We start from the raw sequence: 18,450 nt of genomic DNA, 5'->3' as shown, positions 1-18,450 counted from the left end.
ACGATGAGGTCTTCCACGTCCATGAGAACTGGGGCCCCGAGACCGGGCCGCCACCGCACCGCTCTGCGCACCGCGGCCGCCGCGCTCGCCCTGTCCACCGCGGCGCTGCTGGCCGGCTGCGCCAGCGCCGACACCACCGCCCAGTCCTCCCCTTCCGACCGGTCGACGTTCAAGCCGGCCACGCAGCAGGACGGCTCGCAGATCACGGTGTGGACGGACTCCACCCGCCTGCCGTCGGTGCAGAAGTACCAGAAGGCCCACCCGGACGTGAAGATGGACATCGTCACGTACGACGGCGGCGCCGACGGCTCGACCTACCTCCAGTCCAAGGTGCAGCTCTTCGACCGGACCGGCAGCGGCTGGCCGGACGTGGTGTTCGGCTCGCCCACCGACGTCACCTGGGCCTCCGAGCCGACCAAGCCGGGCGCGCAGCCGTTCGCCGCCCCGCTGGACGACAAGCTCGTCCCGCAGAGCACGCTGAAGGGTTTCGCCAAGGGCTCCCTGACCCCCTGCCAGTTCAACGGCCACACCTACTGCCTGCGCAACGACATCGCGCAGGTCGTCCTCTGGTACAACAAGTCCCTCATGGACAAGTGGGGTTACCAGGTCCCCACCACGTGGGAGGAGTACGAGGCCCTCGGCAAGAAGGTGGCCAAGGAGCACCCCGGCTACCTCGTCGGCTCGGTCGGCGACACCAACTCCCACGAGTCGTACTTCTGGTCCGGCCAGTGCCCGGCGTTCGACCTGGTGAAGCCGGACACCCTGCGTACCGACCTCCAGGACCAGAACTGCACCCGCACGGCCGAGCTCCTGGACGGCCTGATCGACGCCAAGGCCGTCACCACCAAGGGCTTCTTCAGCCAGGGCTTCGCCAAGGAGAGCGGCAGCAAGGTCCTGATGGCGTACGGCCCGTCCTGGTACGGCCAGTACCTCTTCAAGGCGGCCTTCAACACCCCGGCCAAGCAGATCGCCGCGGCGCCCCCGCTCACCTGGGCGGGTGAGACCGAGGCGGCCACCGGCAACGTCGGCGGCGGGGTCTGGCTGGTGTCCTCGCACAGCGCCAACCTCAAGGCATCCACGGACCTGGTCACCTGGCTGACCACCTCCGACGAGAACCAGGCGTCGGCGCCCACCTACCCCGCCTACACCAAGGCGGCCGAGGCGTGGCTGAAGAACCCCGCCAACAGCGACTACTTCGCCGACGATGTCAGCGAGGCGTTCGAGCAGGCCGCCGACGAGGTGTGGACCGGCTGGTCGAACACCAGGTTCTCGGACGCCACCGCCTGGTCCAGTGTCGTCCTGCCCGCGCTGACCGCCGGAAAGAGCCTGACCGACACGCTCCCGGCCTGGCAGAAGGAGATCGGCGACGAGGCGAAGGCACACGGATACAAGGTGGAGAACCAGTGACCCTGCTGGAGACCGAGCGCGTCGCCGTCTCCCCGCTGCGTCGCGGCACCCCGCCGCGGCGCAGCGGCCGCGCGGGCTACTTCTTCGTCGCCGGCTACGCGCTGCTGCTGCTCGCCTTCGGTATCGTGCCGACCGCGTACTCCTTCTACCTGGCGTTCACCAACGACCGGGGCCAGTTCACCGGCCTGAACCAGTTCGTGAAGGTGGTCCAGGACTACCGCTTCGGGCCGGCTTTCACCCACATGCTGATCTACCTGCTGCTGTGGCTGGCCGCGCTCGTGGTCCTGGTTGTCCTGGTCGCCGTGATCCTGCGCGGCCGGGTCCGCCCCGGTACCTCGGCCCTCTTCCGCTTCCTCTACTACATTCCCGGCGCCCTCGCCGGGGTGGCCAGCGTCCTGGTCTGGCTGTTCATGCTGGATCCCGACGTCAGCCCGGTGTCCTGGCTGCTGAAGAGCATGGGCATGCAGACCTTCGCGGCCGTCCTCGCCCCCGCCAACCTGCCGTGGATCCTCATGCTCATCGCCTTCTGGACCGGCGCGGGCGGCTGGATGGTGGTGATGTACGGGGCGCTCAACAACATCCCCGACGAGGTCCTCGAAGCCGCCCGGATGGACGGCGCGGGACCCTGGCGGACCGCCTGGCACATCCAGATCCCGATGATCCGGCAGTGGATCGTCTACATGACCATCATGGCGTTCGCCACCGGCACCCAGCTGTTCGTCGAACCCCAGCTGCTCCAGACGGCCAGCCTCGGCCGGGTCAGCCCCACCTGGTCGCCCAACCAGCTCGCCTACGTGTACGCCTTCCAGCAGGGCGACTTCAACGGCGCCGCCGCCATCTCCGTCGTCCTGCTGGCCGTGGGACTCCTGGCCGCGGGCCTGCTGGTCGCCCGCTCGAACCTGTTCAAGTTGGATGAGTCATGACGCAATCAACTCTGCCCCCGGCAGCGGCGCCCCGACGCGTCGTCCGGCCGTCCCGAGCCCTTTCCTTCCTGGTCGTGGCCCTGCTGCTGGCCTTCCTGCTGGTGTTCTTCGTCCTGCCGGTGGTCTGGCTGCTGCTCGCCCCGTCCAAGACGGCGGGGGAGATGGTCCGGAACAATCCTCTGTCCTTCGGATCGTTCGGGCAGATCGGTGCGGCCTGGCACCATCTCTTCTCCTTCCAGGACGGCGCGATGCTCACCTGGCTGAAGAACTCGGCGATCTACTCGGGCGGTTCACTCGTCCTGACTCTCGCCGTCAGCGTCCCGGCCGGCTACGCGCTGGCCCTGACGAAGTTCAGGGGTCGCAAGACGCTCCTCGTGATCACCCTGGTCACCATGATCATGCCGCAGGCCACCTTGGTGCTGCCGGTCTTCCTGGAGCTCAACCGCTTCCACCTCATCGGCACCGTCTGGTCGGTGATCCTGCCCTTCTCCTTCTACCCGTTCGGCGTGTACCTCGTGTACATCTACTTCGGCAGCAGCCTGCCCAGGGACCTGCTGTCGGCGGCGCGGATCGACGGCTGCACCGAATGGCAGCTCTTCTCCCGCATAGCGCTACCGCTCGCGAAGCCGGTGATCGGCCTGGTCGCGTTCTTCAGCTTCGTAGGCAACTGGAACAACTTCTTCCTCCCCTACCTGGTCCTCCCGAACAGCAACGAGTTCCCGGTCCAGGTAGGCCTCAACCAACTCCTCACCTCCACCCCGTCGTTCAACCCGGTGGCCGGGGCGGGCCTGAACATCACCATCCCCGAACTGGCGTTGGCGATCATCATCGCGATCCTGCCGGTCCTGGTCCTCTTCCTCTTCTCCCAGCGCACACTGGTGTCGGGGATGCTCGCGGGGGCCACCAAGGAATGAACGGCGCCTGGAAAGGCACGCCGCCCACAGCGCCCCGTAAGGGGCGCGGGGCTGTATCAACATGCGGCTCCGCCGCGTGGGCGCGACCAGCCACGAAGCACCCGCACCCGACCACGCTCCGTCACCTCTCCAACAGCATCCTCTGAAGCTCCCGCGCCGCCCGAGGCGGAGCCACATCACTCCGGTGCGCCAACGCGATCGTCCGATGCAACCCCGGCCGTGCCAAGGGCGTCACCCGCAACCCCCGCCCCGAACGAGCGGCAACCATCCGAGGCACCACGGCCACCCCGAGCCCCGCCCGCACAAACCCCAGCACCGCGTCCATCTCACCCCCCTCAACAGCGAAACCCGGCTCGAAGCCGGCGGAGCGACACGCCGCGACGGTCAGCTCCCGCAGGTCGTACCCGTGCCGGAACATCACCAGCCGTTCCCCCTCCAGGTCGGAGATCTTCACCCCGCCCCGCCCCCGCCCGGGCACCGTCGCCTCGGGCGAGGACACCACCACCAGGTCCTCCCGCAACAGCTCCACCGTGGTCAGCGCGGGCGACGCCGGCGGCAGCGGCAGTACGATCAGCGCCAGATCCAGCGCCCCGCGCGCCAGCTCCCGAACCAGGTCATGGGAGCCGCCCTCCTCGATCAGCAGCTGGATCCCGGGATACCGGTCGTGGAAGGCCCGCAGCACGTCCGGCAGCAACCCGGTGCACAGGCTCGGCGTCGCCCCCAGCCGCACCCGCCCGCTCCGCAGCTGTACCAGCTCCTGCACCTCGTGCCGGGCGGTGTCCGCGTCCGCGAGGATCCGCCGGGCCAGCGGCAGCAGGGCCTCGCCCGCGTCGGTGAGGGTGATGTTGCCCCTCGCCCGCAGGAAGAGATCCGCCCCCAGCTCCCGCTCCAGCGCCCTGATCTGCTGGGACAGCGACGGCTGGGCGACATGGACCAGCTCGGCGGCCCGGGTGAAGTGCCGGGTCTCGGCGACGGCGACAAAGTACTGAAGCTGCTGGAACTGCATGGTGACACGATAGCTTCTGGCTATGGAATCGAGCCGGACCATGTCTTGGACCGATCGGGTGTCCGGGCTCTACCGTCCTGAACATGGCTCTGGCAACGCGGACGGACCGACGGCCGTCCATGGCACGCACGATGTGGGACAGCTCCGTCGGCAAGAAGACCGTGATGGCCGTCAGCGGCCTGATCATGCTGCTCTACCTGGTCGTGCACATGATCGGCAACCTGAAGATCTACTTCGGGGCGGGCGAGTTCAACCACTACGCCCACTGGCTGCGCACCATCGGCGAACCCTTCATGCACTACGAGTGGACGCTCTGGCTCATCCGGATCGTCCTGGTCGTCGCCGTGGTCGCGCATGCCACGTCCGCCTACCAGCTCAGCCGCCGTGACATCAGGGCGCGCCCCACCAAGTACGTGCACAGCAGGCCCCGGGCCGGCTACGCCACCCGCACCATGCGCTGGGGCGGGATCATCCTCGCCCTGTTCATCGTCTGGCACATCCTCGACCTGACCACCGGCACCGTGCACTCCGGCGGCTTCCAGGAGGGCCACCCGTACCAGAACGTCGTGGACACCTTCTCCACCTGGTACGGCAACGTCATCTACATCGTCGCGATGCTCGCGCTCGGCCTGCACGTCCGGCACGGCTTCTGGAGCGCCGCCCAGACCCTCGGCGTCGGCAGCCGCACCCGCGACCGCGTCCTCAAGGCCACGGCCAACGTCCTCGCGCTGCTGCTCACGGCCGGCTTCATCGCCGTACCCGTGGGTGTCATGACCGGAGTGGTGAGCTGAACATGACCGACTACGTGAACTACACGACCGGCGAAGCCGTCGCCGACGGCAAGGCCCCCTCCGGCCCCGTCAACGAGCGCTGGGACACCCGCCGCTTCGAGGCCAAGCTGGTCAATCCCGCCAACCGGCGCAAGCACACCGTGATCGTCGTCGGCACCGGTCTCGCCGGCGGCTCCGCCGGGGCCACGCTCGCCGAACAGGGCTACCACGTCGTCCAGTTCTGCTACCAGGACTCCCCGCGCCGCGCCCACTCCATCGCCGCGCAGGGCGGGATCAACGCGGCGAAGAACTACCGCAACGACGGCGACTCCGTCCACCGGCTGTTCTACGACACCGTCAAGGGCGGCGACTTCCGGGCCCGGGAGTCCAACGTCCACCGGCTCGCGCAGATCTCCGTCGAGATCATCGACCAGTGCGTGGCCCAGGGCGTGCCGTTCGCCCGCGAGTACGGCGGTCTGCTCGACACCCGGTCCTTCGGCGGTGTCCAGGTCTCCCGCACCTTCTACGCCCGCGGCCAGACGGGCCAGCAGCTGCTCCTTGGCGCCTACCAGGCGCTGAGCCGGCAGATCGCCGCCGGGAACGTGGAGATGCATCCGCGTACCGAGATGCTCGACGTGATCGTGGTCGACGGGCGGGCGCGCGGGATCGTGGCCCGGGACCTGATCACCGGGAAGATCGACACCTACTTCGCGGACGCCGTCGTCCTGGCGAGCGGTGGCTACGGCAACGTCTTCTACCTGTCGACGAACGCCATGAACTCCAACGCCACCGCCGTCTGGCGGGCGCACCGGCGCGGCGCCTACTTCGCCAACCCGTGCTTCACCCAGATCCACCCCACCTGCATCCCGCGCACCGGCGACCACCAGTCCAAGCTCACCCTGATGAGCGAGTCGCTGCGCAACGACGGCCGGATCTGGGTGCCCAGGGCCAAGGGCGACACCCGGCCCGCCAACCAGATCCCCGAGGACGAGCGCGACTACTACCTGGAGCGCATCTACCCGTCCTTCGGCAATCTCGTCCCGCGTGACATCGCCTCCCGGGCCGCGAAGAACGTCTGCGACGAGGGGCGGGGCGTCGGGCCCGGCGGACAGGGCGTCTATCTGGACTTCGCCGACGCCATCGCGCGGCTGGGGCGGAATGCCGTCGAGGCCAAGTACGGCAACCTCTTCGACATGTACCAGCGGATCACCGACGAGGATCCGTACCAGGTGCCGATGCGGATCTACCCCGCCGTGCACTACACGATGGGCGGACTGTGGGTCGACTACGACCTCCAGACCACCGTCCCCGGGCTGTTCGCGGTCGGCGAGGCCAACTTCTCCGACCACGGGGCGAACCGGCTCGGCGCGAGTGCGCTGATGCAGGGCCTGGCCGACGGCTACTTCGTACTGCCGGCCACCATCAACGACTACCTCGCCCGCAACCCCCACCAGGACCCGGTGACGCCCGAACACCCCGTCGTACAGGAGGTGCTGGCGGAGACCGAGGACCGGCTGAACCTGCTGCTCTCCGTCGACGGCGACCGCACCCCCGACTCCTTCCACCGTGAACTCGGCGAAGTGATGTGGGAGTTCTGCGGTATGGCCCGGACGGACTCGGGGCTGCGCAAGGCACTTGAGCGCATCCCGCAGATCCGCGAGGAGTTCTGGCGGCGCGTCAAGGTGCCCGGGACCGGCGAGGAGTTCAACCAGTCCCTGGAGAAGGCCAACCGCATCGTCGACTACCTGGAGCTGGCCGAGCTGATGTGCCTCGACGCGCTGCACCGCGCCGAGTCCTGCGGCGGTCACTTCCGCGAGGAGTCCCAGACGCCGGACGGCGAAGCCGCCCGCAGGGACGACGAGTTCTCCTACGCGGCCGCCTGGGAGTTCACCGGTACCGGGGACGCCCCGGTGCTGCACAAGGAAGACCTGGTCTTCGAGTACGTCCACCCCACCCAGCGGAGCTACGCATGAAGCTCACCCTGCGCGTCTGGCGGCAGCAGAACGCCGACGCCGACGGAGCGATGTCCACGTACGAGGTGGACGGCATCTCGTCGGACATGTCCTTCCTGGAGATGCTCGACACCCTCAACGAGGAACTCATCCTGCGCGGCGAGGATCCGGTCGCCTTCGACCACGACTGCCGTGAGGGGATCTGCGGCGCGTGCTCTCTGGTGATCAACGGGGACGCGCACGGTCCGGAGCGGACCACCACCTGCCAGCTGCACATGCGGTCCTTCGAGGACGGCGACACGATCGACATCGAGCCGTGGCGGGCGTCCGCCTTCCCGGTGATCAAGGACCTGGTGGTCGACCGGTCCGCGTTCGACCGGATCATCCAGGCCGGCGGCTACATCACCGCGCCGACCGGGGCCGCGCCGGAGGCGCACGCCACGGCGGTGCCGAAGGCCGACGCCGACTTCGCGTTCGAGCACGCGGAGTGCATCGGGTGCGGGGCGTGTGTGGCGGCCTGCCCCAACGGGGCGGCGATGCTGTTCACCTCCGCCAAGATCAACCATCTGAACGTACTGCCGCAGGGGGCGCCCGAGCGGGAGACGCGGGTGCTGGACATGGTGGCCCAGATGGACGACGAGGGCTTCGGCGGGTGCACGCTGACAGGGGAGTGCGCGACGGCCTGCCCGAAGGGGATCCCGCTGGTGTCCATCACGAGCATGAACAAGGAGTGGCTGCGGGCCACCCGGAAGGCGGGAAAGCGGTAGCGCCGTAGGAGGCGCGTAGATGAACGTTCGCCGACAAGTGCGGACGGGCGGGGCCGGGGCTGGTGCTCCCCGGCCCCGTTTCGTCGTTCGCCAACCGTCGCGCCAAGGGCGCGCAACGTCCCGGCCGGGTCACGGTAGCGTTGCTGCAGCGCGTCCACAGGCACACGCGCGGGGGTGAGTCAGCCACCGAATCCCGGCATTCAGCAGCCGCACATCCACGGGTCCCGCGCACGTCACGCCGAGTCCAGCCTGCCAAGGAAGAAAGCAGGTGCAGATTTCCTCAGCTACCGCTCGGCGCAGGAGACCTCCATGACCGCCATGCCCGCCTCACCCCCTGCTCTCGCCGCCCCGCCCGGGGACTCCGGCTATCTGGTGCAGCTCGCCCGTGACGAGGACGACGTCCGGGCCGCGCAGCGACTGCGCTACCAGGTGTTCGCCGGAGAGATGGGCGCCCGGCTCGACGGGCCGGAACCCGGTCTGGACGTGGACGCCTTCGACGCGTTCTGCGACCACCTCCTGATCCGGGAAGCCCTCACCGGCGAAGTCGTCGGCACCTACCGGCTGCTGCCGCCCGAGCGCGCCGCGGTCGCCGGCCGCCTGTACTCCGAGGGCGAGTTCGACCTGAGCCCGCTCGCCGACATCCGCCCCGGACTGGTCGAGGTCGGCCGCTCCTGCGTGCACCCCGCCCACCGCGACGGCGCCGTCATCGGCCTCATCTGGGCCGGCATAGCCCGGTACATGGTGGACCGCGGCCACGAGTGGCTGGCCGGCTGCTGCTCCGTCCCGCTCGCTGACGGCGGCGCTCTCGCGGCCGCCACCTGGGAGCGGGTGCAGGCCAAGCACCTCGCCCCGGAGGAACTGCGGGTACGACCGCTGCGCCCCTGGGTGCCTGAGGGGCCGGCCCCGGAGGGCCGTACCGAACTGCCCGCGTTGCTCCGCGGCTACCTGCGCCTTGGCGCGTGGGTGTGCGGCGAGCCCGCGCACGACCCCGACTTCGGGGTCGCCGACATGTACGTCCTGCTGTCGATGCGCCGGGTCAACGCGCGCTATCTGCGGCACTTCCTCTCGCTCGTCCCGGCCTGATGAGCGTCTGGCTGCCCAGCGCGCCCTGCACCCCCGGCGCGTGCGTGGAGTCCGCGGGGTCCCTCATGGTCGTTCCCCGCGCCGTGCTGCGGTTCGCCGCGGTCGTGGCCCTGATGCTGGTTGCGATCATGCTGCTGCCGCTTGGTGGGCGGATCCCCACCGAGTGGGTACGCCGGTTCTCCCGGCTGGTCGTCCGGGCCGCCGGCGTCCGGGTCCGGACCACCGGCCATGCGCCGAACAGCGGCGGGGTGCTCCTTGTCGCCAACCACATCTCCTGGATGGACATCCCGCTGCTGGCCGCCGTACGGCCCGCGCGGATGCTCGCCAAGAGGGAGATCCGCGAGTGGCCGGTGGCCGGCGCGCTGGTGGCCGGCGCCGGGGCGCTGTTCATCGACCGGGACCGGCTGCGCGCGCTGCCGGACACGGTCGGCCGGATCTCGGGCGCGCTGCGGGAGGGCGCCGCGGTGGTCGCCTTCCCGGAGGGCAGCACCTGGTGCGGCCGGGCCCAGGGCCGGTTCCGCCGGGCCGTGTTCCAGGCCGCCCTGGACGCCGGCGCGCCCGTGCAGCCGGTGCGGCTGCACTACCGGCTGGAAGCCGGCGAGGCCAGCACCGTGCCCGCCTATGTCGGCGAGGACACGCTGCTGGCCTCCCTGTGGCGAGTGGTGTCGACCCGCGGCCTGGTGGCCGAGGTGGACATACGGCCGCTGATACCGGCCGGCCGCCACCCGGACCGTCGCACCCTCGCCCGCGCCGCCCAGCCGGTGACCCACGGGCCGGCCTGGACGCACGCGGCTCTGGTGAGCCCGGGCAAGGGCTCTCAGTGGTCGGTCTCCAAGTGGAGCTTGAGCAGGTCGACGCCGTAGTCGCCGCCGTTGGGCGTGCGGATGACGGTGTGGATGTGCTGCTGGGTCGGCGTGCCGCCCGGGCCGCCCATGCCACCGCCGCCGCCCGGCTGGCCGGTGGGCATGCCACCGGTGGGCTGCCCGGTCATCTGACCCGTGGGCTGCCTCGAGGGCTGGCCGCCTCCGCCGGTCGTGGTGCCGTAGGCCAGCGGCGACTGGGCGTCGTACTCGATGAGGACGACCGGGCTGTGCACCCGGTAGTAGAAGGCCGAGGTGTCCTTGGTCTCGCCCAGCCAGTAGAAGTACGTCTGGTCCAGGTGCTTCTCCACCTCCGTCATCTTCACCCCGGCGTGGCCGTCGTCCATGTAGCCGACGTAGACGCCGACCAGGTCGAGGAGCTTGTCCCGCTGGGCCGAGGTGAGCTCGGAGCCGGGCAGGCCCTGGTAGGCGAGCTTGAGGTTGTCGGCGCCCGCGCCCGCCTTCATGTCGGTGCCGGACTTGCTGACCTCCGCGTCGATCACCTTGCCGCGCTGGGCCGAGGTGAGGGAGCGCAGCAGGGCCAGACCGGCCTTGGTCTCCGGTTTGAACAGGGTGATCTTCTCGCCCTGGTAGGTGGCCGAGGTCGGCTCGGAACCCATGAAGGTCGGCGTCATGACGACCTGGTCGCCGAGGACGAAGTAGTTGATCGCCACATGGTGGCCCTCGTACTGGAAACCCCACGGCTTGCTCGTCGACGGGGTGCCCATGAAGGTGAAGAAGTAGGCCCCCTCGGTGAGCGTCTCCCGGTTGCCGCCGTTGTAGTCGCCCAGGAACGCGTTCAGCTTCATGATGTTGCGGGTCTGGGTGAGCCCCTTCGCGGACAGCGCCGCGCCGAGCAGCGCGTAGCCCAACTCCCGCTTCGCGTCCGCGATGTCACCCATCCGGACGCCCTTGCGCTCATAGCCGTCGACGTTGCTCCAGGCCAGCCACTCGTCGTCGGCCACGTCGAAGGTGGAGGACTTGCGCTCCTTCTGGCTGAGCCCGTCGAGGAACGCCTGCGCGGCCTTGACGACCTTGTCCGTGGAGACGTCGGTGGAGTGGATGGAGTACAGGTCGTCGACGACCTTGCCGTCCGTGGTGAGGCCCACGAAGTCCTTGTACTTGACCTCGGACTGGCCGGGGCCCATGCCGCCGGCACCGCCGGGGCCGCCGGAGGGCATACCGCCGCTGGGCGCGCCGGAGGCCGAACTCGACGTGTCGGACGAGCCGGTGGAGCAGCCGGTCATGGTCGCCAGCGCGGCGGCACCGCCGACGAGCAACGCCTTGTTCATGAACCAGCGGCGGGTGCGCTCGGCTTCGGGGGTGCGGGGGTGGTGTCCATGCATACGCCCAAACTCCAGGGGCAACCTGAAGCATTCCTGAAGATCATCAGGGGAGGCACCGGGACAGATAGGGCCCCGTGACGCTGCCCGCGGTCCGCGCGACGTCCGCCGGCGGGCCCGCCGCGACGATCCGGCCGCCCCGGTCCCCGCCGCCCGGCCCCAGGTCGATCACCCAGTCCGCGCCGGACACGACCGCCATGTCGTGTTCGACCACCACGACCGTGTGCCCGGCGTCCACCAGCCCGTGCAACTGGCGCATCAGCACCTCGACGTCGGCCGGATGCAGTCCCGTCGTCGGCTCGTCCAGGAGGTAGAGGGTGTGACCGCGTCGGCCGCGCTGCAACTCGCTGGCCAGCTTGATCCGTTGGGCCTCGCCACCGGACAACTCGGTGGCCGGCTGGCCCAGTCGCAGATAGCCGAGCCCCACGTCGAGCAGGGTGCGCAGGCTGCGCGCCACGGCCGGGATGTCCGCGAGGAACTCCGCCGCGCTCTCCACGGTCAGGTCCAGCACCTGGGCGATGTTCCGGCCCCGGTACGGCACTTCGAGCGTCTCGGGGTTGTAGCGGGCCCCGCCGCAGTCCGGGCAGGGCGCGTAGGTGCTGGGCAGGAACAGCAGCTCCACGCTGACGAAACCCTCGCCCTGACAGGTCTCGCAGCGCCCTCCGGCCACGTTGAAGGAGAACCGTCCCGCGCCGTAACCACGCTCCCGCGCCCGGTCGGTGGCCGCGAACACCTTCCGTACGACGTCGAACAGGCCGGTGTAGGTGGCCAGGTTGGAGCGCGGGGTGCGGCCGATCGGCTTCTGGTCGACGGAGACCAGCCGGCCGACCCCGTCGAGTTCCTCGGTGATCTCGCCGATCAGCGTCGACTTGCCCGAGCCGGAGACTCCGGTGACGGCGGTGAGGACACCGAGCGGGAACTCGGCGGTGACCGCGCGCAGGTTGTGCCGGGTGACCGGGCCGACCTTCAACCACCCGTCGGCACAGCGGAGTCGACGTGCCGGGGCGGGCTCCGCCGCGAACAGGTAGCGGGCGGTGGCGGACTCGGCGACCCCGGCCAGCTCCGCCACCGGCCCGCTGTGCAGCACCCGGCCGCCGTGCTCACCGGCGCCCGGCCCCACCTCCACCAGCCAGTCGGCGCCGCGCACCACGTCCAGGTGGTGCTCCACCACGAACACCGAGTTCCCGGCAGCCTTCAGCCGCGCCAGCACCGTGAGCAGCGCCTCGGTGTCCGCCGGGTGCAGCCCGGCCGACGGCTCGTCCAGGACGTACACGACACCGAACAGCCCGGAGCGCAACTGCGTCGCGAGGCGCAGGCGTTGGAGCTCGCCCGCCGAGAGTGTGGGGGTCGCCCGGTCCAGGCTCAGATAGCCGAGGCCGAGTTCGACGACCGGCGCGATGCGGGCGGTGAGATCTTCGGTGAGCACCCGCGCGGTCTCCGACGGGGAGCCGCCGCCGAGCAGTCCGGTCAGTTCGGTCAGGGGGAGCCCGGCCAGTCGCGCGATCGTACGGCCCGCGAAGGTCACGGCGAGAGCCTCCGGCCGCAGCCTCCTGCCGCCGCACACCGGACAGGGCGCGCTGGTCAGGAAGGTTTCCGCCTTCGCCCGCAGCGCCGGGCTCCTGGAGTCCGAGAAGGTCTTCATGACGTACCGGCGGGCGCTCATGTACGTGCCCTGGTAGGGCCGTTGGATGCGGTCGGCGTCCCGGACCGGGTGCACGGTGACCACCGGCTGCTCGTCCGTGAAGAGGATCCACTCCCGTTCCTCGGCCGGCAGTTCGCGCCAGGGCCGGTCCACGTCGTGGCCGAGCGCGTCGAGGATGTCCCGCAGGTTCTTGCCCTGCCAGGCACCCGGCCAGGCGGCGATCGCGCCGTCCCGGATCGACAGCGACGGGTCGGGGACCAGCGACTCCTCCGTCGCACGGTGGACCCGGCCCAGGCCGTGGCACTCCGGGCAGGCGCCTGCCGCCGTGTTCGGGGAGAACGCGTCGGAGTCGAGCCGCTCCGCGCCCGGTGGATAGTCCCCGGCACGCGAGAAGAGCATGCGCAGGGAGTTGGAGAGGTTGGTGATCGTGCCGACCGAGGAGCGGGAGGTCGGGGCCGAGCGGCGCTGCTGGAGCGAGACCGCCGGCGGCAGCCCGCTGATCTCACCGACCTTCGGCGCCCCGACCTGGTGGATCAGTCGGCGCGCGTACGGTGCGACCGACTCGAAGTAGCGCCGCTGGGCCTCGGCGTAGATCGTGCCGAACGCCAGGGACGACTTCCCCGAGCCGGACACACCGGTGAAGACGGCCAGCACGTCCCGGGGGATGTCCACGTCGACGCCCTTGAGGTTGTGCTCACGGGCGGCACGGACGCGGACGTACGGATCGTGGGGGCTGTGCATCGGGGGAGGCTCCGTACGGACGACTCGCCGGGCAGGGACAAACCCCGCGAGTCTAGCCCGTGCGGTCCGTCAGGGATGCGGAGGGTTGTTCCGGTTCCGCTCCTGGTCGAGGTAGTCGTCGGCCTTCTTCTGGCCCATGTCGACCTGGGACTGGTACTTGTTCCCGGTCCGCTGGTCGATCATGTCGCCGCCCTTTTCGACGCCCTGTTTGGCCTGGTCCTCGTGGCCCTTGAGCATCCCCTTGAGCTTGTCCAGCATGGACATGGCAGCCCTCCTCGCTGGTTGAGGTTTCCCCACCAGCGTCACCGGCTTCGGCCCGGTTCGCATCTCGGCGGGCGTCCCCATGCGGGCCCGGCGTGCCTGTGCGAGGTTGGAAGCCGCGGAATCCCGCTGAGCGCAGAGCTGACCGCAGAAAGGCCCGGGCCCCATGAGCACTCCCGGTTTCGGATTCGGACGCAGTCCCTTCGAAGACTTCGACGAGCTGATGTCCCGCTTCTTCGGCGGATCCGGACCGGGCGCACCGGCCCGCCGCCCGCAGCGCGTCGACATCGGCAGCCTGCTGTCCGAGCGGGCGCGCGAGCTGGTGGCCGAGGCCCGCGGCCTCGCCGCCGGCGAGGGCAGCGAGGAGCTGGACGCCAGGCACCTGCTGGCCGCGGCCACCACGCACGACTCCACCCGGCGGCTGCTCACCGAGGCCGGCGCGGACCCCGACCAGCTTCGCGAGCGACTCACCGCAGGCCACGGCGGCGGCGAGAAGACGGAGCCCGCCACCCTCACCCCGGCCGCCAAGCGCGCCCTGCTCGACGCCTACCAGATCTCCCGCGCCGAGGGTGCCTCCTACATCGGCCCCGAACACCTGCTGCGCGCGCTCGCCGCGAACCCGGAGTCGACGGCCGGACGGACGCTCGGCGAGAGCGGCTGGGAGCCGACCCGGATGCCGGTCGAGAGCGCGGCGGAGCGGAAGAAGCCCAGCACCACGCCGACCGTCGACGAGTACGGCCGTGATCTCACCGAGGATGCCCGGGCCGGGCGACTGGACCCGGTGATCGGGCGGGACGACGAGGTCGAGCAGACCATCGAGGTGCTCTCCCGGCGCAGCAAGAACAACCCCGTCCTGATCGGTGACCCCGGCGTCGGCAAGACCGCCATCGTCGAGGGCATCGCGCAGCGGATCGTCACCGGGGACGTGCCCAAGACCCTGGAGGGCAAGCGGCTGGTCTCCCTGGACCTGGCCGGGATGGTGGCCGGCACCAAGTACCGGGGCGAGTTCGAGGAGCGGCTGAAGAAACTCCTCGACGAGGTCCGCGAGCACAGCGACGGGCTGGTGCTGTTCCTGGACGAGTTGCACACCGTCGTCGGCGCCGGCGGGGGCGGCGACGGGTCCCTGGACGCGGGCAACATCCTCAAACCCGCCCTCGCGCGCGGCGAGTTGCACCTGATCGGCGCGACCACGATCGACGAGTACCGCAAGCACATCGAGAAGGACGCGGCCCTGGAACGCCGGTTCGCGCCCATCCTGGTCGGTGAGCCCACGGTCGACGACACCATCGAGATCCTGCGCGGCCTGCGCGACCGTTACGAGGCCCACCACCAGGTCCGTATCACCGACGAGGCGGTCGTCGCGGCGGCCGAGCTCTCCGACCGGTACATCACCTCCCGCTTCCTGCCCGACAAGGCGATCGACCTGATGGACCAGGCCGCCGCCCGGGTCCGGCTGCGCTCGAAGACCCCACCCACCGACACCCGGGACATCGAGGACCGGATCGCCGCCCTGAACCGGGAGAAGGACCAGGCCGTCGCCGACGAGGAGTACGAGCGCGCCAGGGAACTCCGCGACCGGATCAGGGAGACCGAGGCCGAGCTGGAACAGGCGGGCACGGCCGAGGAGCACGCGCCCAAGGTCACCGCCGAGGACATCGCCGAGGTCGTCTCCCGTACCACCGGCATCCCGGTCGCCCAGCTCACCGAGGAGGAGCGGGAGCGGCTGATGAAGCTGGAGGAGCACCTGCACGAGCGGGTCGTCGGCCAGGACGAGGCGATCACCGCCGTCGCCCGCGCGGTCCGCCGTGCCCGGGCCGGCATGAGCGACCCCAACCGCCCCGTCGGCAGCTTCCTCTTCCTCGGCCCGACCGGCGTCGGCAAGACCGAGCTGGCCCGCGCCCTGGCCGCCGCCCTCTTCGGCGACGAGGCCCGCATGATCCGCCTCGACATGAGCGAGTTCCAGGAGCGCCACACGGTCTCCCGGCTGGTCGGCGCCCCGCCCGGATACGTCGGCCACGAGGAGGCCGGCCAGCTCACCGAGGCGGTGCGCAGGCAGCCGTACGCCGTGCTGCTCCTCGACGAGGTGGAGAAGGCGCACCCGGACGTCTTCAACACCCTGCTCCAGCTGCTGGACGACGGCCGGCTCACCGACTCCCAGGGCCGCACCGTCGACTTCAAGAACACCGTCGTCATCATGACGTCGAACATCGGCGCCGACCGCATCCTGGCCGCCGGCACCGAGGACTACACCAAGGTCCGTGAGGCCGTGATGCCGGCCCTTCAGCAGCACTTCCGGCCGGAGTTCCTCAACCGCATCGACGAGATCATCGTCTTCCGCGGCCTGGACCGCACCCAACTGCGCCAGATCGTGGACCTGTTGCTGGAGCACACCCGGCGCCGCCTGCACGCCCAGGAGGTCGGCCTCGAAGTCACCGACCCGGCCGCGGGGCTGCTTGCCAACCTCGGTCACGAACCCGACTTCGGTGCCCGCCCGCTGCGCCGCACCATCCAGCGCGAGGTCGACGACCGCCTCGCCGACCTGCTGCTCTCCGGCCAGCTCACGGCGGGCGACCGGGCGGTGGTGGACGCGGCCGGCGGCCAGATCGTGATCAGGTCCGACAAGCCGGCCGAGGTCGGCTGATCAGGCCCGCACCAACGCGGCCAGCCGCCGGTAGGAGTCCAGCAGGGCCGGGCGGTCGTAGCTGCTCGTGGTGACCAGGACCTCGTCGGCGGCCGTCTCCTTCAGGACCGACGCCAGCTCGTCGGCGACCTGCTCCTCGGTACCGGCGAGGTGTCCGGTGAGCCCGGACTCGTAGAAGCCGCGCTCCTTCACGGTCATCGCCCTGCTCTCGACCGCTTCGGCCGGGGGCAGCGGCGGGAAGGTGCCGTGGGTGCGGGAGTACGCCATCGACCAAGCCTCGGGGACGAGCAGCCGACGGGCCGCCTCGGGGGTACCGGCGACGGCGACGGTTCCGGAGATCACGACATAGGGCTCGGCCGCCCAGGGGGAGGGGCGGAAGCGGTCGCGGTAGTGGTCGATGCCGCGTCGCATCTTCTCCCGGTTGCGCAGATCGCCGATGACCATCGGCAGTCCGGCGCGGGCCGCGATGTCGGCGCCCTCGCCCATCGCCAGCACGAACGGCGGCACCCGCAGCCCCTGAGCCGGGCGGGCCCGCACCCCGGTCGGCGAGGTGCCCTCGAACCAGCCGAGCAGCTCGCCGAGTTGCGCCGCGAAGTCCTCGGCGTCGTCCTTGTCGCGGCCCAGCGCCTTGCGGACCCCGTCGGTGAAACCCACCGACCGGCCGAGCCCCATGTCGATCCGCCCGGGGAACAGCGACTCCAGCACCCCGAACTGCTCGGCCACGACCAGGGGCCGGTGGTTCGGCAGCATGACACCACCGGTGCCGACCCGGACGGTGCGGGTCGCGGCAGCGACGGCTGCCGCCAGCACGGTCGGCGCCGAACCGGCGACCCCGGGCACCCCGTGATGCTCCGACACCCAGAACCGGTGATAGCCGAGCGCCTCCACCTCGCGCGCCAGCGCCACGGTGTCCCGCAGCGCCGCACCGGGGGTGTGTCCCTCCCGGGTGCGCGAGCGGTCGAGGACGGAGAACCGGGTCCCGGCGATCAGCGCGTTCACAGAGGGTTCAACACCAAAGCGGCCCCAGGATTCCCGCCGCCGGTCAGTCCCCGGGGCGCAGCAGACCGCGCTCGTAGGCCCTGACCAGGTGCTGCGGAACCAGGTGGCGGACACCGCCGACGGTCACCGGGACGAGCGCCGGGGTGCTCGCCTTCCACTGGGCACGGCGGTGTCGGGTGTTGCTGCGCGACATCTTCCGCTTGGGTACGGCCATGGGGATCCTCCTCGGTGCTGCTGTGGTGGTGCCGTCCGGACGACACCGAGGACGCTATATGAAAATGGATCCCATAAGCAATTGGCCGGTCCGGTGCCCAGGGCCGATGCCGGTGCCCGACTAGGGTTACCGCGTGACCGACAGCAGCAAGCGTCCGATCGCCGTGTTCGACATCGACAACACCCTCGCCGACACCGGGCACCGGCAGCGGTTCCTGGAGCGCAAGCCCCGGGACTGGGACGCGTTCTTCGCGGCCGCGCCGCACGATCCGCCGCTCGCCGAGGGGATCGCGCTGGCCGTGGCGACCGCGAAGGAGTGCGAGATCGTCTATCTCACCGGGCGGCCCGACCGCTGTCGGCGCGACACCCTGGACTGGCTCGCCGCCCATGGGCTGCCCGAGGGGCGTGTGCACATGCGGCGCAACGCCGATCGCAGGCCCGCCCGGCACACCAAGCTGGAGATCCTGCGCCGCCTCGCCGAACGGCGTGAGGTCCGCGTCCTGGTCGACGACGACGAGCTGGTGTGCGAGGACGCCGAACGGGCCGGGTTCACCGTGGTGCGGGCCCGCTGGGCCGACCGTTCGGCCGCGCTGGAGCAGGCCCAGGAGGGGGAGGGTCGGACCTGAGCCCGCCCGGCACGGGTCCGGCGGTCGTCAGCCCTCGTCGTCGATGCGGAAGCCCACCTTCAGGCCCACCTGGTAGTGCTCGATCTGCCCGTTCTCGATCTGGCCCCTGACCTGCGTCACCTCGAACCAGTCCAGGTTGCGCAGGGTCTGGTTGGCGCGTGCGACACCGTTGCGGATGGCCTGGTCGATGCCCTCGTGCGAGGTGCCGACGATCTCGGTGACCCGGTAGGTGTGGTTCGGCATCGGGATGCTCCTCTCGTCGTCCCTCCAAGGTGCCGCATCCGGGAGCGGAGCGCGAGGCG

General features: G+C 70.5%; 17 protein-coding genes. 10 read left to right on the top strand and 7 right to left on the bottom strand.

Features of this window, described 5'->3' with window-relative positions; translation table 11 throughout:
• Positions 1-3: 3 nt before the first annotated feature.
• The 3 genes from AB0D59_RS03155 to AB0D59_RS03145 are packed head-to-tail and all read left to right on the top strand — an operon-like array spanning position 4 to position 3,244.
• Complete coding sequence (locus tag AB0D59_RS03155; RefSeq protein ID WP_362560061.1) at positions 4-1,407, top strand: extracellular solute-binding protein; 1,404 nt, start codon at positions 4-6, stop codon at positions 1,405-1,407.
• Positions 1,404-2,330: a sugar ABC transporter permease gene (locus tag AB0D59_RS03150; protein WP_362560058.1), complete on the top strand. Its 927-nt coding sequence runs from the start codon at positions 1,404-1,406 to the stop codon at positions 2,328-2,330. The genes AB0D59_RS03155 and AB0D59_RS03150 overlap by 4 nt, the downstream gene beginning before the upstream one ends.
• A complete protein-coding gene (locus AB0D59_RS03145) occupies positions 2,327-3,244 on the top strand; it encodes a carbohydrate ABC transporter permease (RefSeq protein WP_362560056.1) in 918 nt (305 codons plus the stop codon). The genes AB0D59_RS03150 and AB0D59_RS03145 overlap by 4 nt, the downstream gene beginning before the upstream one ends.
• A 121-nt stretch (positions 3,245-3,365) precedes the next feature.
• On the opposite strand, the gene AB0D59_RS03140 is transcribed toward AB0D59_RS03145, so the two are convergent.
• The gene (locus AB0D59_RS03140) at positions 3,366-4,250 is read right to left on the bottom strand and encodes a LysR substrate-binding domain-containing protein (protein ID WP_362560055.1); all 885 of its coding nucleotides are present in this window, start codon (positions 4,248-4,250) and stop codon (positions 3,366-3,368) included.
• A 119-nt stretch (positions 4,251-4,369) separates the two neighbouring features.
• Between AB0D59_RS03140 and AB0D59_RS03135 the strand changes: the two genes are divergently transcribed.
• The 5 genes from AB0D59_RS03135 to AB0D59_RS03115 all read left to right on the top strand — a co-directional run bounded on the left by AB0D59_RS03135 (position 4,370) and on the right by AB0D59_RS03115 (position 9,685).
• Positions 4,370-5,041, top strand: coding sequence for a succinate dehydrogenase (locus AB0D59_RS03135; protein WP_362560850.1), 672 nt, complete (start codon positions 4,370-4,372; stop codon positions 5,039-5,041).
• A gap of 2 nt (positions 5,042-5,043) precedes the next feature.
• On the top strand, positions 5,044-6,993 hold the full coding sequence (locus tag AB0D59_RS03130) for a fumarate reductase/succinate dehydrogenase flavoprotein subunit (RefSeq protein WP_362560053.1): 1,950 nt from the start codon (positions 5,044-5,046) through the stop codon (positions 6,991-6,993).
• On the top strand, positions 6,990-7,739 hold the full coding sequence (locus AB0D59_RS03125) for a succinate dehydrogenase/fumarate reductase iron-sulfur subunit (protein WP_362560051.1): 750 nt from the start codon (positions 6,990-6,992) through the stop codon (positions 7,737-7,739). The genes AB0D59_RS03130 and AB0D59_RS03125 overlap by 4 nt, the downstream gene beginning before the upstream one ends.
• A gap of 318 nt (positions 7,740-8,057) precedes the next feature.
• Positions 8,058-8,822: a GNAT family N-acyltransferase gene (locus AB0D59_RS03120; RefSeq protein WP_362560847.1), complete on the top strand. Its 765-nt coding sequence runs from the start codon at positions 8,058-8,060 to the stop codon at positions 8,820-8,822.
• Positions 8,822-9,685, top strand: coding sequence for a lysophospholipid acyltransferase family protein (locus tag AB0D59_RS03115; protein WP_362560049.1), 864 nt, complete (start codon positions 8,822-8,824; stop codon positions 9,683-9,685). The genes AB0D59_RS03120 and AB0D59_RS03115 overlap by 1 nt, the downstream gene beginning before the upstream one ends.
• Here AB0D59_RS03115 and AB0D59_RS03110 read toward each other — a convergent pair.
• From AB0D59_RS03110 to AB0D59_RS03100, 3 genes are all read right to left on the bottom strand, one after another.
• Positions 9,640-11,028, bottom strand: a complete 1,389-nt coding sequence (locus AB0D59_RS03110) for a DUF3500 domain-containing protein (protein WP_362560046.1) — start codon at positions 11,026-11,028, stop codon at positions 9,640-9,642. The genes AB0D59_RS03115 and AB0D59_RS03110 overlap by 46 nt on opposite strands.
• Before the next feature lie 43 nt (positions 11,029-11,071).
• Complete coding sequence (locus AB0D59_RS03105; protein ID WP_362560044.1) at positions 11,072-13,408, bottom strand: excinuclease ABC subunit UvrA; 2,337 nt, start codon at positions 13,406-13,408, stop codon at positions 11,072-11,074.
• Positions 13,409-13,477: 69 nt separating this feature from the next.
• Positions 13,478-13,672, bottom strand: coding sequence for an antitoxin (locus tag AB0D59_RS03100; protein WP_362560041.1), 195 nt, complete (start codon positions 13,670-13,672; stop codon positions 13,478-13,480).
• A 163-nt stretch (positions 13,673-13,835) separates the two neighbouring features.
• On the opposite strand from AB0D59_RS03100, the gene AB0D59_RS03095 reads away from it, so the two are divergent.
• On the top strand, positions 13,836-16,310 hold the full coding sequence (locus AB0D59_RS03095; protein WP_362560039.1) for an AAA family ATPase: 2,475 nt from the start codon (positions 13,836-13,838) through the stop codon (positions 16,308-16,310).
• Here AB0D59_RS03095 and AB0D59_RS03090 read toward each other — a convergent pair whose 3' ends face one another.
• The gene (locus AB0D59_RS03090) at positions 16,311-17,309 is read right to left on the bottom strand and encodes an LLM class flavin-dependent oxidoreductase (protein WP_362560036.1); all 999 of its coding nucleotides are present in this window, start codon (positions 17,307-17,309) and stop codon (positions 16,311-16,313) included. It abuts the gene before it with no gap.
• Positions 17,310-17,352: 43 nt separating this feature from the next.
• On the bottom strand, positions 17,353-17,523 hold the full coding sequence (rpmF, locus tag AB0D59_RS03085; protein ID WP_362560033.1) for a 50S ribosomal protein L32: 171 nt from the start codon (positions 17,521-17,523) through the stop codon (positions 17,353-17,355).
• A gap of 133 nt (positions 17,524-17,656) precedes the next feature.
• Here rpmF and AB0D59_RS03080 point away from each other — a divergent pair, with 133 nt between their 5' ends.
• Positions 17,657-18,148 (top strand): hypothetical protein, encoded by a 492-nt coding sequence (locus AB0D59_RS03080; RefSeq protein WP_362560031.1) that lies wholly within the window; start codon positions 17,657-17,659, stop codon positions 18,146-18,148.
• Positions 18,149-18,175: 27 nt separating this feature from the next.
• Here AB0D59_RS03080 and AB0D59_RS03075 read toward each other — a convergent pair whose 3' ends face one another.
• Positions 18,176-18,391 (bottom strand): dodecin, encoded by a 216-nt coding sequence (locus AB0D59_RS03075; protein ID WP_089106102.1) that lies wholly within the window; start codon positions 18,389-18,391, stop codon positions 18,176-18,178.
• Between the last annotated feature and the right edge of the window lie 59 nt (positions 18,392-18,450).

This window comes from Streptomyces sp. NPDC048417 (genome assembly GCF_040651615.1).
In the GTDB taxonomy this organism is placed as follows: domain Bacteria; phylum Actinomycetota; class Actinomycetes; order Streptomycetales; family Streptomycetaceae; genus Streptomyces.
This window is presented reverse-complemented; position numbering and strand designations above follow the sequence as displayed.